Annotated in this window: 14 protein-coding genes; 9 read left to right on the top strand and 5 right to left on the bottom strand. The window is 70.1% G+C overall.

Going from position 1 to position 15125, the window contains the following annotated elements; translation table 11 throughout:
* Window positions 1-954 carry a 5-dehydro-2-deoxygluconokinase gene (gene iolC / locus AMS65_RS05580; RefSeq protein ID WP_053383152.1) on the bottom strand — a complete coding sequence of 318 codons (954 nt, stop codon included), beginning with the start codon at window positions 952-954 and terminating at the stop codon, window positions 1-3.
* Window positions 955-1162: 208 nt separating this feature from the next.
* Here iolC and AMS65_RS05575 point away from each other — a divergent pair, with 208 nt between their 5' ends.
* Both AMS65_RS05575 and AMS65_RS05570 read left to right on the top strand, forming a co-directional pair.
* Complete coding sequence (locus AMS65_RS05575; RefSeq protein WP_053383151.1) at window positions 1163-1921, top strand: GntR family transcriptional regulator; 759 nt, start codon at window positions 1163-1165, stop codon at window positions 1919-1921.
* Between the two features lie 38 nt (window positions 1922-1959).
* Window positions 1960-2841, top strand: coding sequence for a diacylglycerol/lipid kinase family protein (locus AMS65_RS05570; protein ID WP_241489348.1), 882 nt, complete (start codon window positions 1960-1962; stop codon window positions 2839-2841).
* A 40-nt stretch (window positions 2842-2881) separates the two neighbouring features.
* Here the strand turns inward: AMS65_RS05570 and AMS65_RS05565 are convergent, their stop codons facing one another.
* Both AMS65_RS05565 and AMS65_RS05560 read right to left on the bottom strand, forming a co-directional pair.
* On the bottom strand, window positions 2882-4102 hold the full coding sequence (locus AMS65_RS05565) for a hypothetical protein (protein ID WP_162231755.1): 1221 nt from the start codon (window positions 4100-4102) through the stop codon (window positions 2882-2884).
* A gap of 495 nt (window positions 4103-4597) precedes the next feature.
* Complete coding sequence (locus tag AMS65_RS05560) at window positions 4598-5857, bottom strand: glycosyltransferase (protein ID WP_053383149.1); 1260 nt, start codon at window positions 5855-5857, stop codon at window positions 4598-4600.
* A gap of 109 nt (window positions 5858-5966) precedes the next feature.
* On the opposite strand from AMS65_RS05560, the gene AMS65_RS05555 reads away from it, so the two are divergent.
* The 7 genes from AMS65_RS05555 to AMS65_RS05525 all read left to right on the top strand — a co-directional run bounded on the left by AMS65_RS05555 (window position 5967) and on the right by AMS65_RS05525 (window position 13061).
* Window positions 5967-6191 (top strand): heavy-metal-associated domain-containing protein, encoded by a 225-nt coding sequence (locus tag AMS65_RS05555; RefSeq protein WP_053383148.1) that lies wholly within the window; start codon window positions 5967-5969, stop codon window positions 6189-6191.
* Between the two features lie 115 nt (window positions 6192-6306).
* A complete protein-coding gene (locus AMS65_RS05550; protein WP_053383147.1) occupies window positions 6307-7236 on the top strand; it encodes a hypothetical protein in 930 nt (309 codons plus the stop codon).
* A gap of 61 nt (window positions 7237-7297) precedes the next feature.
* Complete coding sequence (locus AMS65_RS05545) at window positions 7298-9706, top strand: heavy metal translocating P-type ATPase (RefSeq protein ID WP_053383146.1); 2409 nt, start codon at window positions 7298-7300, stop codon at window positions 9704-9706.
* Window positions 9707-9719: 13 nt separating this feature from the next.
* Complete coding sequence (locus AMS65_RS05540; RefSeq protein WP_083451532.1) at window positions 9720-10739, top strand: cation diffusion facilitator family transporter; 1020 nt, start codon at window positions 9720-9722, stop codon at window positions 10737-10739.
* A gap of 135 nt (window positions 10740-10874) precedes the next feature.
* The gene (locus AMS65_RS05535) at window positions 10875-11375 is read left to right on the top strand and encodes a hypothetical protein (RefSeq protein WP_157502105.1); all 501 of its coding nucleotides are present in this window, start codon (window positions 10875-10877) and stop codon (window positions 11373-11375) included.
* Between the two features lie 137 nt (window positions 11376-11512).
* A complete protein-coding gene (locus tag AMS65_RS05530; protein WP_053383144.1) occupies window positions 11513-12166 on the top strand; it encodes an MIP/aquaporin family protein in 654 nt (217 codons plus the stop codon).
* A 208-nt stretch (window positions 12167-12374) separates the two neighbouring features.
* Window positions 12375-13061 (top strand): CGNR zinc finger domain-containing protein, encoded by a 687-nt coding sequence (locus AMS65_RS05525; protein ID WP_053383143.1) that lies wholly within the window; start codon window positions 12375-12377, stop codon window positions 13059-13061.
* 106 nt (window positions 13062-13167) lie between these two features.
* Here AMS65_RS05525 and AMS65_RS05520 read toward each other — a convergent pair whose 3' ends face one another.
* Both AMS65_RS05520 and AMS65_RS05515 read right to left on the bottom strand, forming a co-directional pair.
* Complete coding sequence (locus AMS65_RS05520; protein ID WP_053383142.1) at window positions 13168-13989, bottom strand: DUF1684 domain-containing protein; 822 nt, start codon at window positions 13987-13989, stop codon at window positions 13168-13170.
* Window positions 13986-15119 carry an LLM class flavin-dependent oxidoreductase gene (locus AMS65_RS05515; RefSeq protein WP_053383141.1) on the bottom strand — a complete coding sequence of 378 codons (1134 nt, stop codon included), beginning with the start codon at window positions 15117-15119 and terminating at the stop codon, window positions 13986-13988. Before AMS65_RS05515 ends, AMS65_RS05520 begins: the two co-directional genes overlap by 4 nt.
* Window positions 15120-15125 lie beyond the last annotated feature (6 nt).

Here is a 15125-nt window from a genome sequence, read left to right as displayed (position 1 = left end):
TTAGGCTCCCTTCGTCAGTACGGCTTCGACCTCGGTGGCGTCGGGCATGGCCGTGGAGCACTCGAGTCGAGTGGCCACGATCGCGCCGGCGACGTTGGCGAAGCGGAGGATGCGCTCGAGGCCCCAGCCCTCGAGCAGGCCGTGGCAGAGCGCCCCGCCGAAGGCGTCGCCCGAGCCCAGGCCGTTGACGACGTCGACGAAGTGCGGCGGCACCTCGACCCGCTCCTCGCGGGTCTTGGCCAGCACGCCCTTGGGGCCCTGCTTCACGATGGCCAGCTCGACGCCGCGCTCGAGCAGCGCGTCGGCTGCGCGATCGGGCTCGGTCTCACCCACGGCGACCTCGCACTCCTCTTTGTTGCCGACGGCGACGGTCGTGTTCTCGATCGCGCGCGCCACCTGAGCCGTGGCCTCTGCGGGATCCGCCCAGAACATCGGGCGGTAGTCGAGGTCGAAGACCGTGTGCTGCCGGCGACCGCGGGCCTCGAGCGCCGCGTGGTGCGCGGCGCGGCTGGGCTCCTCGCTGAGACCGGTGAGCGTGAACCAGAAGATGCGGGCCTCGCGCACGGCGTCGAGGTCGAGATCCGCACTCTCGATCTGCAGGTCGGGCGCCTTCGGCTTGCGGTAGAAGTAGAGCGGGAAATCGTCGGGCGGGAAGATCTCGCAGAAGGTGACGGGGGTCGGGTGCTCCGGATCGACCCGCACCTCGCGCGGGTCGACGCCGAGACGGTCGAGCTCGCGCAGCAGGTACCGGCCGAAGGGGTCGTCGCCGACGCGGGACACGAGCGCGGCCGAGTGCCCGTACTTCGCGGCGGCCACCGAGACGTTGGCTGCGCTGCCGCCGAGGTACTTGCCGAAGCTCTCGACGTCTTCGAGAGGGCCCTGCTGAAGCGGGTAGACATCGACTCCCAGCCGGCCCATCACCAGCACGTCATCAGGACGCCGTTGTTCCGACATTCGCTACCCGCCTTCCGAGGTGACGCGCAGCGCGGAGTGCGCCGGCGCATTTGTCCTAACAATAGCACGAATGATCGGCAACGCACCTCGCTTTCCGCCGCGCCGCACGTCTCAGCACCGCTCACACGGCCAGTAAGAGGTAATGTTGTCATCACAAAGCGTGGCCGGGTCCGCCGATCAACGCCGCTCGATGTTCCAAGGAGGGACCATGAGCACTGCCCCCGTGTGGCCGGACGAGCTCTTCACCGACCTCGATCGCTCCGGCCCGGTACCCCTGTACTTCCAGATCTCCAGCCGCCTCGAGCGCGCGATCCGCGAGGGCGTGATCCCCGCGGGCGCCCGCCTCGAGAATGAGATCTCCATCGGCGAGCGCCTCGGGCTCTCCCGCCCGACGGTGCGACGGGCAATCCAGGAGCTCGTCAACAAGGGCCTGCTCGTGCGGCGCCGCGGCATCGGCACGCAGGTGGTGCAGGCCCGCGTGAGCCGCCCGGTCGAACTCACGAGCCTCCACGAGGATCTCACCCGCGTGGGGCACAAGCCCTCGACGCGCGTACTCTCGCTGGAGCGCATCCCGGCCGACGAGGATGCGGCGCAGCGCCTGCACGTGGCGCCGGGAGCCGAGATCACCCGGCTGCGCCGCCTGCGCAGCGCCGATGGCACTCCGATGGCGATCCTGGAGAACCTGCTCCCGCCGGAGTTCTCCGATCTCACGACCGAGAAGCTCGAACAGCAAGGCCTCTACGAGATCCTGCGCGCGCGCGGGATCACCATCAAGATCGCCAACCAGGTGATCGGCGCACGACGCACGCACGGCGACGAGCACGAACTGCTCGAGATCGCCAAGGGCAGCCCGCTGCTCACGATGGATCGCGTGGCGTTCGACCACGGCGGGCGCGTGATCGAGGCCGGCCACCACTGCTACCGGCCCGACCTCTACTCCTTCGAGACGACGCTCGTCTCGCGCTGACGGTGCCGGGGAGGGCGGGCGCGGGCTATCGCATCGCGGTGCTGATCAACCCTACCGCAGGGCGCGGGCGGGGCGCCCGTGTCGGGCAGGCCGCGGCGCGGCGTCTGCGGGCATCGGGTGCGGAGGTGCGGGTGCTCGTGGGCGGTTCCCCCGGGGAGACGAGACGTCACGCGACCGCGGCCGTCGCCGACGGCATCGACGCGCTCGCGGTCGTCGGCGGCGACGGCACGCTGTCCCTGATCCTCGACGAGGTCATCGGGTCTGACGTGCCGGTCGCCCTCGTCCCCGCGGGTACCGGCAACGATCTGGCACGCTCCCTCGGTCTGCCGCACGGCTCCGTCGAACGGGCCGCGGCAGCGGCCGACCTCGCACTGCGGGGCCGGGCGCGGAAGATCGACGCCGTCGAGGCGGTGTGCGGCGGTCGACGCCGTCGGTTCCTCACGGTTGCGGCACTCGGTTTCGACGCGAACGTCAGCGAACGCACCAACCGCCTGCGCTGGCCGGGCGGCGCCGCCCGCTACTACCTGGCACTGCTCATCGAGCTGGTGCGGCTGCGATCCGTCGCATTCGCGCTGAGCATCAATGGCGGATCCGTGCAACGCGTTCCGGGGATCCTCGTCGCCGTGGCGAACACCCGCAACTACGGCGGCGGGATCCCGATCTGTCCGGATGCCGATCCCGGAGACGGCCTGCTCGACGTCACGCACGTGGCCCCGATCGGGCGGATCCGACTGCTCCGGCTGTTCCCGCTGCTGCTGCGCGCTCAGCATGCGCGACGCCCCGAGGTAACGCAACATCGGGGATCGAGCCTCGAGGTGTCAGCGCCCGGGTCGGTCGTGGTGCTCGACGGCGACCGCCTCGGCACCGACTCAGTGAGCTTCCGGGTGCTGCCCGGCGCGCTCCGCGTGTTCGTGCCGTGAGAAGGTCGCGCAGATAGGGTCAGCCACGATTCTTGGCGTCCTATCCCTGCCCGACGGGAGCGACCGCGAGATCGCGCAGCACGTTCGTGACCCAGTCGACACCGAGGAGTCCTCCCAGCACGGGCAGTTCGATCCGCCGTGTCTCCGCGCCAGTGCCGCGATCGTATGACACCAGCAGCGCCTCGCCTGTTGCCTGCCGCCACACGACGGCTGTCAGCGCATCCGCGTCGAACTGGATCGAGATGTCGTCCTCCGCCGGATCGGGAGCCGGGTCGACTTGCAGGAGCCGCTTCGTCGCACCCGTCATGACGTCGGTCGAGAACACCGTCCCCTCCTGCGTCACCCAGTCGACCCGGCCTTCCCGGTACGCCTCGCTCGACATGCGCGCCCAGAACCCGAGATCCGGGAGGACGAGCTCCGTGAGAGCACGCCCATCCGTATCGACCAGGTCGACATCCGTGAGCTCACCCGTCGTGATGTTCCAACTCCGCAGGATCGGAACCTCCCCGCCGGACGTGTAGCGTGAGCCGATCGTGCGAATCACGCCCTCTGCGCAGGGCACGTCCTCGCCGATCGTGATCGAATCGACGGTGTCGACGATCGCGACAACCTCCTCCTTACCGGAGGACGTGCCCGAGAGCCGCGAGAGCATGACTGCGGTGAACCCGCTCTCCCCCTGAATCGCCCCGCCTCGCTTCTCGACCGTCTGCGCATAGGGGCCGCTCGGCTGGCCGATGCCATAGAGCGTGCCGTCGCAGAACGAAGTGGCGAAATAGTATCCCTCCACCTCACGCAGCGTCGAGATACGCCCATCGAACTCCACCACCTGCGACACGTACCCGTCTTCGACAAAACCGTCGTTGTAGGCAGCGACGGAGCCGCCGTCGCCGGTGGCCTGAATATCGTACTGGGACTCTCGTTTCGGACTCTCGGACCGGACTAGCTTGCTCGACAAGCGATAGTCGTACTCCTGATCCGAGAAGAACAAACCGCTCGCATCCCAGGACAACTGACCCAGGTCCATGCCCTCCGTGCGAAAGACGCGCTCAGCACCATCGCCTTCGACCAGCACGACATACCCGCCAGGGGCACCGTCGTTGAGTTCGATGCTTTGCGGACTCACGTACACAGCGGCGAGCGCGCCTCGCAGGGTCACCTCCTCTGCGCTCACGAACGAGTCTTCAACCGCCCGCGGGTACTGCCCTACTGGGGTGCCGCATCCTCCGGTTGCGCCAATGGCGAGGAGCACGATCGATGCCACCGCTGCGATCCCGCCCCGCTTGCTCGTTCTCACAGAACCTTGTACGTCTTGGTGAGCTGGGGCAGGCTGCATGCCTTGCTTCGCAGTGTGTCGAAAGCGTGCTTCCCCACCGCCTTCCGGTTCTTCGAGGTTGTCTGTGCTTCTCATCTTGAACGTATTCTTGCTGACCTTGAACGTAGCCGCACTGACAGTGCCGATCTTCATTTATTCAGGCCGGAGCCTGAACGAAGGCGCTCTTGCGAGAAGGCCTGCCAGTACGCTAATGCTTCACGAATCCAGCGGCGGCCGGAGCGACGAAAAGTGTCCCGATTTGCAAGGCACTCTTCACCAAGGCTGAGAGGTTTAGGCATGAGAACTTCTCCGCCGCGGGGGCAACAGGTAGACGCCGCCTCGGCTCCGCCCTGCGCAACGCTCCCGCGCCCGCTCCTTCGACGCGCGACCTACCGCTGACGCGCGACCTACCGCTGACGCGCAACCTACCGCTGGCGCGGCGGGTCAGCGGGCCAGCAGCTCGCGGTAGACCTCGAGCAGGCGCTCGGCCGAGACGTCCCAGCTGCGCTGCAGGGCGTGCTCCCGGGCCGCCGCTCCCATGCGCTCGCGCAGCTCCGCGTCGCCGAGCAGCCGCTCGATGGCCTCGGCCCAGACCCGCGGATCGTCGCCCGCGTCCGCATCGGAGTCAGGGGAGATGAGGATCCCCGTCTCGCCGTCGATCACCGCCTCGCGCAGGCCACCGGCGTCGCGCGCGATCACGGGGATCCCGGAGGCGGCCGCCTCGAGCGCGACGAGCCCGAAGGTCTCGGAGTGCGACGGCACGAGCATGATGCAGGCGCGCCGGATCCGCTCCGCGAGGTCGCTGCGGCGCAGCGCGCCGTCGAAGGCGGTCGTGCGGAGCATGCCGTGCTGCGCGACCGACTCGTGCAGCGAGCGCACGTAGTCGTCGCCGTCGGGCGGCGGCGCCCCCACGACCCGCAGCATCGGGCGGCGATCCGGCTCGATGGCCGCCACCGCGTCGATGACGAGGTCGAAGCCCTTCAGCGGGTGCAGACGGCCCACGACGATCGCCTCGGGGCGGCCACCGCTGCTGAGCCAGTCCCGATCCTCCGCGCACTCCCGCGTGGCGCAGGGGTGGAAGAGTTCGGTGTCGACGCCCAGCGGCACCACGCGCACCCGATCCTCGTCGCCGTCGAGACGCTCGAGCACCGTGCGCCGCTCGGCCTCGCTCACGGCGATCACGAGGTCCGCGTCGTGCGCGAGCCGACGCTCACCCGCCAGGCGTCCGGGTGACTCGGGGCGCTCGCCCTCGCCGAGGGGCGACTCGGGCGGAGCCGCGATGGAGTGATAGCTCTGCACGAGCGGGATCCCCGCCCGCCGCGCGGCGGGAAGCGCGGCGATGCCCGAGAACCAGTGCTCCGCGTGCAGCAGGTCGACCGGGCTGCTCTGCAGTTCGGCGTCGAGCAGCTCGCCGAAGCGCTCCATGACCGCCTCGTGCTCGCCCTTCGCCAGCAGTCGCGCCGGGCCGGCGTCGAGATGCACGACGGCGAGCCCCGGCCGCAGCTCGGCGCGCTGGGGCAGCGCGGGATCGCTCCGCCGGGTGAAGATGACGACGTCGTGACCGGCGCGCGCCAGCGCGTCGGCCTGCGCGCGCACCACCACGTTCATCCCCCCGGCGTCCTTGGTGCCCGGCACGTCGAGCGGCGAGGTGTGCAGCATGACGAAGCCGATGCGGAGCGGTGAGGTGTTCGGCGCAGAGCCCATGCATCGAGCGTATCGCCTCGCGCGGGAATACCCCGCCGGTGTCACGGGTTGTGTTGACGACATACCCCATGGGGGTATGCTGAGAAGACGAGCGATTCGAGAGGGAGTCATGAACGCCAGCACCACCACCGAATACCAGGTCACCGGAATGAGCTGCGGGCACTGCGAGGTCGCGATCCGCTCCGAGGTCGAGCAGATCCCGGGTGTCTCCGAGATCGCCGTCAGCTCGAGCACGGGCAGGCTCTCGGTGCGCACCGCCGGCGAGGCCCCCGTCGACGATGCCGCCGTGCTGGCGGCCGTCGACGAGGCGGGATACACCGCTCGTCGCGCTTGAGAGACCGGCGCGAGCGCGCCGCTCCCCCGCGTCGCACGCCGTGCCGGACCCGGCACGGGTCACCGCGACGCACCTCACCGCAACGCACCACAACACGACGCGCAGGAAGGATCCCATGAACACCCCCGCACGCCTCGGCCTCTTCGGCCTCGGCCTCGCAGCCGTCTTCGTCGCCGGCTTCTTCGTCGCCCGGGCCGTCGTGCCCCCGTCCGCTATCGAGGAACGGGCCACCGTCACGACCGATGAGCACGGCGCGCACGACGAGGCGGACGACACCTCGGCGCCCGCCGCGCTGCCCGGCCTCTCGCTCGCGGCGGGCGGCTACCGCCTGAGCCCGATCGAGGTACCGCACGAACTCGGTGAGGCGGGCGAGCTGAGCTTCTCGATCCTCGACGATCGCGACGAGGCCCTGACCGAGTACACCGAGGAGCACGAGAAGGATCTCCACCTGATCGTCGTGCGGAGCGACGGCGCCGAGTTCCGCCACGCGCACCCCGAGATCGACGATCGGGGCGTCTGGTCGCTGCCGTGGACCTGGGAGCGGGCCGGCACCTATCGCGTCTTCGCCGACTTCATCCCGGGCGGCGCCGAGGAAGGGCTCACCCTCACCCGCAGCATCGATATCGGCGGCGATTTCACCCCGGCCCACGGTCACGACGACGTGCGCGACGCGAAGGTCGACGACTTCGACGTGCAGCTGCAGGGCGACCTCTTCGTCGGCGGCGGTTCGACGCTCACCCTCGAGGTCACCCGCGACGGCGAGAAGGTCGCCGAGATGCAGCCCTACCTGGGCGCCTTCGGCCACCTGGTCGCGCTGCGCGAGGGCGACCTCGCCTACCTGCACGTGCACCCGGAGGGGGCCGAGCCGCAGCCCGGCGACCTCTCGGGCCCGACTGTCGACTTCGCGACCGAGGCCCCCACGGCCGGCCGCTACCTGCTCTACTTCGACTTCAAGGTCGGCGACGAGGTGCACACCGCCGCCTTCGCGCTCTCCACCGCCGAGGGCGAGGCCCCCGAGGGCGGATCGCACGACGACTCGCACTGAGCCGCTCCCACCGAGCCGACCGCTCTGCTTCCATCCACCGCTTCAGCGAAGGACACCGACCATGTCGACACCACAGACCGTGAGCGACTCCGCGGGGAGCGCATCCGCAGAGCGCAGCTACGAGCTCGAGATCGGCGGCATGACCTGCGCCTCGTGCGCGATGCGCATCGAGAAGAAGCTGAACCGGCTCGACGGGATCGAGGCGACGGTCAACTACGCGACCGAGAAGGCCAAGGTGCGCGCACCGGCCGGCTTCGATCCCGATCTGCTCATCGCCGAGGTCGAGAAGACCGGCTACACCGCCGCCCTGCCCGAGCCGCCCGCCGCGCAGGTGATGGACGCCGGCGCCGAGGAGACCGGGGACGATGCGGAGGCCCCCGACCCCGAGCTGATCGCACTGCGCCAGCGGCTCATCGGCTCGATCGTGCTCTCCGTGCCGGTCATCCTCATGGCGATGATCCCCGCCCTGCAGTTCGACTACTGGCAGTGGGCGTCGCTCGCGCTCGCATCGCCCGTCATCGTGTGGGCGGCCTGGCCCTTCCACCGCGCGGCGTGGATGAACCTGAAGCACGGCGCAGCGACGATGGACACGCTCGTCTCCGTCGGCACGAGCGCCGCCTTCCTGTGGTCGCTCTACGCCCTGTTCTTCGGCACCGCCGGCGTACCCGGCATGACCCACCCCTTCGAGCTCTCGATCAGCCCGAGCGACGGCACCGCCAACATCTACCTCGAGGTCGCCGCGGGCGTGACGATGTTCATCCTCGCGGGTCGCTACTTCGAGAAGCGCTCGAAGCGGCAGGCGGGAGCGGCTCTGCGCGCCCTGCTCGAGCTGGGGGCCAAGGACGTGGCGGTCGTGCGCGATGGCGCCGAGGCGCGGATCCCCGTCGATGAGCTCTCGGTCGGCGACGAGTTCATCGTGCGGCCGGGCGAGAAGATCGCGACCGACGGCGTGATCGTGTCGGGGCTGTCGGCGATCGACGCCTCCATGCTCACGGGCGAGTCCGTGCCGGTGGAGGCCGGCCCCGGCGACGCCGTGACCGGCGCCACCGTCAACACGAGCGGCCGGCTCGTGGTGCGCGTTACCCGCGTGGGCGGCGACACCCAGCTCGCCCGGATGGCGAAGCTGGTCGAGGACGCGCAGTCGGGCAAGGCCGAGGTGCAGCGCCTGGCCGACCGGGTCTCGGGCGTCTTCGTTCCGATCGCCATCGCGATCGCCGTGCTCGCGCTCGGGGCCTGGCTGGGCGCCGGCTTCCCCGCCGCATCGGCGTTCACCGCCGCGGTGGCGGTGCTCATCATCGCGTGCCCGTGCGCCCTGGGGCTCGCCACGCCGACCGCGCTGCTCGTGGGCACCGGCCGGGGCGCGCAACTCGGGATCCTGATCAAGGGACCCGAGATCCTCGAATCGACCCGCCGCGTCGACACGATCGTGCTCGACAAGACCGGCACCGTGACCACGGGCAAGATGACCCTGATCGACGCGATCCCGGCGCAGGGCACCGAGCGCTCCGAACTGCTGCGCCTGGCCGGCGCGCTCGAGGACGCCTCGGAGCACCCGATCGCCCAGGCCATCGCGAAGGGCGCGGTCGAGGAGCTCGACATCGACCTGCCCGACGTCGAGAGCTTCCGCAATACACAGGGCAAGGGCGTCTCGGGAGTCGTCGAGGGCCGCGCGGTGCTCGTGGGCCGCCGCACGCTGCTCGAGGAGTGGTCGATCGCGCTCGATCCCGCGCTGCAGGCGGCCCAGGAGGACGCCGAGAACCACGGCCGCACCGCCGTGCTCGTCGCCTGGGACGGCGAGATCCGGGGAGTGCTCGTGGTCGCGGACAGCGTCAAGCCGACGAGCGCCGAGGCGATCCGCCAGTTCCGCGAGCTCGGCCTCACCCCGATCCTGCTCACCGGCGATAACGAGACGGTGGCGCGACAGATCGCGGCGGAGGTCGGGATCGAACGCGGCGGCGATGCCGGCCCTCCAGGCCGGGACGGTGCGCATGCCGGCCTTCCAGGCCGCGACGATGCTCATGCCGGCCTTCCAGGCCGGGTCATCGCCGAGGTGCTGCCGAGCGACAAGGCCGAGGTGATCTCGAAGCTGCAGCAGGAGGGCCGGGTGGTCGCCATGGTGGGCGACGGCGTGAACGACGCCGCCGCGCTCGCGCAGGCCGACCTGGGCCTCGCGATGGGCACGGGCACCGACGCCGCCATCGAGGCATCCGACATCACCCTCGTGCGAGGCGATCTGCGCAGCGCGGCCGACGCGATCCGGCTCTCCCGCCGCACGCTCGGCACGATCAAGGGCAACCTGTTCTGGGCCTTCGCCTACAACGTCTCGGCGATCCCGCTCGCGGCGCTCGGCCTGCTCAATCCCATGCTCGCCGGAGCCGCGATGGCCTTCTCGAGCGTCTTCGTCGTCGGCAACAGCCTCCGCCTCAGGCGCTTCACCGGCTCCGTCACTCTCGAAGAGCAGCGGGGTTGATATGGTCGGCAGCATGAACGAGGAGCACGGACCGGCGGACTCCTGCGACGCCGAGTTCAGCGCAGGGCACCCCGAGCGGCCGGGCTCCCTCGCGGGCGCGCACGGCCACGGGCACGATCACGGGCTGCAGGGCGCGGGCACCGCGACCGGCAAGCACCGCAAGCGCCTGATCCTCGTCCTCTCGATCACCCTCACCGTGTTCGTGGTGCAGGTGATCGGCGCCCTCATCTCGAACTCGCTGTCGTTGCTCGCCGATGCCGGGCACATGCTCACCGATGCGACCGGAGTGGCCATCGCACTCATCGCGAGCCTCATCGCCGGGCTGCCCGCGACCTCGAAGCGCACCTACGGCTATCTGCGGGTCGAGGTGCTCGCCGCGCTGGTCAACGGGATCGTACTGGGGGTCATCGCGATCGTGATCCTCGTGCAGGCCATCTCCCGGTTCGGATCCGAGGTCGAGGTGCACTCGGGCCCCATGCTCATCGCAGCCGTCATCGGCGCCGCGGCCAACCTCGTCTCCCTGCTCATCCTGCGCTCCGGCCAGAAGGAGAGCCTCAACGTGCGCGGTGCCTACCTCGAAGTGCTCGGCGACCTGCTCGGCTCGGTCGCGGTCATCATCGCCGGCGTGATCATCATGTTCACGGGATGGAACGCGGTGGATCAGATCGCCTCGATCCTCATCGCACTGCTGATCTTCCCCCGCGCCGTCAGTCTGCTGCGCGACGTGGTCGACGTGCTGCTCGAGGCCTCGCCCAAGCACGTCGACGTCGATGCGGCCCGCGGCCACATGCTCGCGGTTCCCGGCGTGATCGAGGTGCACGACGTGCACGCCTGGACCATCACCTCGGGTGTGCCCGCGTTCTCCGCGCACGTCACCGTGACGGACACCGCGTGGAGCGAGCGCGACTACCACGCGATCCTCGACGAGTTGCGCGCCTGCCTGCACGAGCATTTCGACACGGAGCACGTGACCCTGCAGATCGAGCCGGAGGGCCACACCACCGGAGAGGGCGGCGCGCACCCGGCGGTGTGAGGGACTGCTCGCGCCACCGCTCGCCGCCTGGCGACCCCGATCCCCTCGGTTGAGAATCAACACTCAGTTAGGGTGGTACCCGCCGTCAAGACACGCCGGCGAAGCACCCGGCCGCTTCCTGCAGGGGGAACACACGTGACTCATCACCACCCGACTCAAGCGCTGCACGTCGGCCATGCCCAGACGCCGGGCTACCTCCCTGCGCCGGGCTCCCACCCTGCGCCGGCGCGACCGTCGGGCGTGCGGTTCTGGGCGCTCGGCTTCCTCTGGTTCATTCCGTTCATCGGAGCAGTCCTCGCTCCGATCCTGCTCGGAGTGGCCGCGGCCCAGAACCGCCGCCATCCGGAACCATTGGTGCGCGAGAACGCGCGCCTGGCCGCGAACTGGGTACTGACGCCGACGCTCGCCGCGGCCCTGGGCACCGCTCTCGTCGTACTCATCGGAATCATGCACCTCGTACTCACTGGAACGACGAAGATCGGATCGGAACTGTCCCCGCTCATGCTCGTCCCCAATCTCCTGCTGTGGGCGACCTGGATCACGCACCTGACGGTGTGCTGCATCGGGGTGGCGTCGGCCGGATCCAGGATCGTGAACCCGAGGATCGCGATCCCCTTCTTCCCACCGGCCAGGTAGCGCGAGAGCGAACCCGTCCGGCCGCGCGAATCGGACGGACCGAGGCGACACCGCGCAACACTCCTGACCGCGACACACCGCTTTGACATAATGGACGCAATCAAGCAAATCCGATTGCTCCAAGAAAGTGAGTCGACATGACTGGTACCGTGCGAAACGCGGTCGCCGAAGCCCTTGCGACGTTCCTGTTCGTCTTCGCGATCGTCGCTGCGATCAACAACGCCGGCGACTTCGCCCCTCTCGCCATCGGCTTCACGCTCATGGTGCTCATCTACGCGACCGGTCACCTCTCGGGCGCGCACCTCAACCCGGCCGTCTCGCTCGGCGCACTGCTGCGCGGCGCACTGAGCGCCGGCGACTTCGTCGCCTACGTGATCGCCCAGCTCGTCGGCGGTGCGCTCGGCGCGCTCGTCGCCGGCTTCATCTTCGCGGCTCCCGAGACTGCGAAGGCGATCGAGGTCGGCCCCGCGTTCCTGGTCGAGGCGGTCTTCACCTTCATCCTCGTCTACGTGGTGCTCAACGTCGCGACCTCGAAGGACACCGAGGGCAACTCGTTCTACGGTCTCGCGATCGGCTCCGTGGTCGTCGTGGGCGCGTTCACGGTCGGACCGATCTCGGGCGGCGGCTTCAACCCCGCGGTCGCGCTCGGCCTCGCCGTGCACGGCGACTTCGCCTGGTCGAGCCTGTGGCTCTACTTCCTCGCCCCGCTCGTCGGCGGCGCGCTCGCGGCGCTCGCGTTCCGCGCGCTCAACACGCACGACAAGCTCAAGGCCGGTGCCGCCGGGGCCTGATCCTCAGCGCACGCCCGAGGGGCCCGCTCCGGTTCGCCGGAGCGGGCCCCTCGTCGTTCCGCACCCGGGCCGAGCACTCGCGGCACCCCGCCGGAGCAGCGGGCGATCCTGCGATAGATTGATCGGAGCACCGGCGGTGCGAGCGCGCGGCAGAGACGCGCGGACGCACATTCGGAGGCATGCGGCACATTCGAGGAGGCTCCGCGGCATGGGCGTGATCGATCACAGGGACGTATCGGCGAGTCACGATTCCATCGCGGCCTTCACCGCGAACCGGGCGGCGACCCAGCGGAGCGACCTGCCGAGCTGGATCGCCAAGGAGCTCGATTCGGTCTTCATCTCGGACCAGGTCTCCCTGAGCTTCTGCGCGACGATGTTCGCCTGGGATGCGCCCGTGCGAACCGACCGTCTGTACAGCGCCGAGCGGCTGAACGAGTGGCTGCGCCTCACCGGGATCCCGGAGCTCACCCGCGACCCCACCGCGGCGGAGTTCCTCATGCTCGCCGAGCTGCGGGAGGCGATCCGGGAGCTCACGCTCGAGAGGATCGCGGGCGCGGACCGCCCCTCCTCCCATCACCGAGCCGTGCTGAACTCCGCGGCAGGGATGCGGCGCCCTCACACGTCGCTGCATCACGACGGGTTCGAACCCGAGCGGCCGGAGGAGTTCGACGCGCTCTCCCTGCTCCCGCTGCTCGCCCAGGATGCGGTCGAGGTGCTCACCGAGACCCCCGCCGAGCGCTTGAAGCGGTGCGAGATGGATCCGTGCAGCCACCTCTTCGTGGATCGATCCCGCCCCGGCAACCGCCGCTGGTGCACGAGTCAGCGCTGCGGCGGGAAGGCGCGAGCGGCCGAGTTCCGGGCCCGGAGGACGGCGAGCGCACTCACCCCGTCCTGAGATCGCCGGGTGCCCGGAACCCGGGACGGCCGGACGCCCGAGACCCGGAATCGCCGGCTTCCCCGGGACCCCGAGCCGCCGGGTGCCCGCGGCCCGGAACCGTGCCTCAGGCCGCCGACCCGGCTACGGCGAGCCGCTGTTCGCCGGCCCGGATCGCGACAGGCAGTCGATTCCCCTCGGGCGGCAGCGGGCAGACGAAGTGGTCGCTGAACGCGCACGGCGGCAGGAACGCCCGGTTGAAATCGATGGTCCACGGATCCCCCTCGGCGGGCTGCTCGATGCGGAGGAAGCGGAACCGGTAGCTCAGATCCCCGTTCGTCGAGTCCCCGAACACCACCGAGTACGAGGATCCGTTCCACCTCGCCTTGAGACGGAGCACCTCGCCATCGAGCTCGAACACGAACCGGGCGTCGATCACCTCGTCCTTCTGGAACCCGTCGACGAGCGTCACCGTCTCCGTCTCACCGCTCGTCTCGCGCACCGCCGTCACCCGCAGGGCCGGATCCGGCGCGAACGCGTCGATCCCCGTGATCCGCTTCCCGGCGGCGGTCTCCGGATCGAACACCCGCAGCGCGTAGCTGTCGTCCCGCGCGAAGACGCTGAAGCGCCGATCCCCGTCGAACAGCTCTTCGCCGGCGGCGAGGTCGATCCGCTCGCCGACCGGCCCGCCGTCACCCGTGCGATACCCGCTCCCGGTGAGCCCGGTGCCGCGCACCGGTCGCTCGGCGTCGCCAGTGGCCGCCCAGACGCCCGCGACGCCCGGCAGCTCGCCGCCCGCCCCAGCCAGCAGCCAGTAGGTGCCCGCGAGCGACGCCGGCCCGCCCGGGTCGGTCGCATAGCGCTCGCGGGCGGCGTGCCACTCGCGCCATTCCGCCTCCCAGACGGATCCCTCCAGCACGCTCCGCGCTCCACCCGACGAGGTGCTCATCTCGCACCTCCGTGCCGCAGCACCGGGTGCCGAAGCAGCGGGTGCCGCCGCTCGTCCCAGCCGGCCCGGAGCCTCGGCACGACCTCTTCGATCAGCGCCTCCGCCTTGTCGATGGTCTCGTCGATGGTGTGCAGGGCCGGATGGATCCCCAGTACGATCTCATCGCTCAGCAGCACCGTCGGGTCGTCGAGCAGATCGGCGGCGAGCGCCTCGGCGTCGCCCCAGATGAAGTTGTCGGAGAGCAGCTGCTCCGCGACGCTGCGATCGGCATCGACCCGTCCGATGGTGGCCGCGAACTCGTTCCAGCGGCCGGCCTTCTCGCCCGCCTCCGCGAGCGCCGCATCCGTGGTTGCGCCCGGGTACGCGGTGCGCGAGGTGACGACGTAGGGGGTGCGCTCCTCGCCCCAGGTCTCCGCGAAGAGCTCGCGGTACTCGATGACCGAGTCCGCCTGACGCTGCTGGAACGCCCGCCTCGCCTCGGGCGTGCGCTCCTCGCCGTTCCCGAACCGTTCGAGGATCAGCCCGTCGCCGCGGCGAGCCGCTCGCCTGATCGTCTCGATGTTCGAGCTGCCGTGGAAGAGCCGGCCCTCGAGGCCGCGGTTCTGGGGCCAGATCGAGGCGCTGCCGCCCTCGACCGCGCTCCCCCGAAGCGCCCAGTGCAGCTGCTCGACCTTGCCCTCGAAGTTGCCGTCCCGGTCCTCCTCCCACGCCTCGAACACGTGGAAGGAGTCGCTGGGCACCCCCTTCCCGATCCCGAGCAGCAGCCGGCCGTTCGAGAGGTGGTCGATGACGGCGACCTCTTCCGCGGCGCGAACCGCGTCGTCGAGCACGAGCGGCAGCACGGCGGTGCCGAGGCTGATGCGCTCGGTGCTGACCGCCGCGGCGCCGAGGAAGGCGTAGGGGCTCGGGAGCGCCGCCCAGCCGGAGAAGAAGTGCCGGGTCGCGATCCAGGCGCTGTCGTAGCCCTGCGCTTCGAGTGCCTGGAACAACCGGATGTTCTCGCGATAGATCGTGCTCGTGTCGTCGTGCTGGTCGAGGTGGGTGATGAAGCCGATCCGCAGCCGGGAGCCGATCTCGGTCGTGCCCAGCGGGTCGGTGGTTCCGCCGAGGGCGGTCTGGTGCTCACTCATGATGTG

The sequence above is a fragment of the Leucobacter celer subsp. astrifaciens genome (assembly GCF_001273835.1).
In the GTDB taxonomy this organism is placed as follows: Bacteria; Actinomycetota; Actinomycetes; order Actinomycetales; family Microbacteriaceae; genus Leucobacter; species Leucobacter celer.
This window is presented reverse-complemented; position numbering and strand designations above follow the sequence as displayed.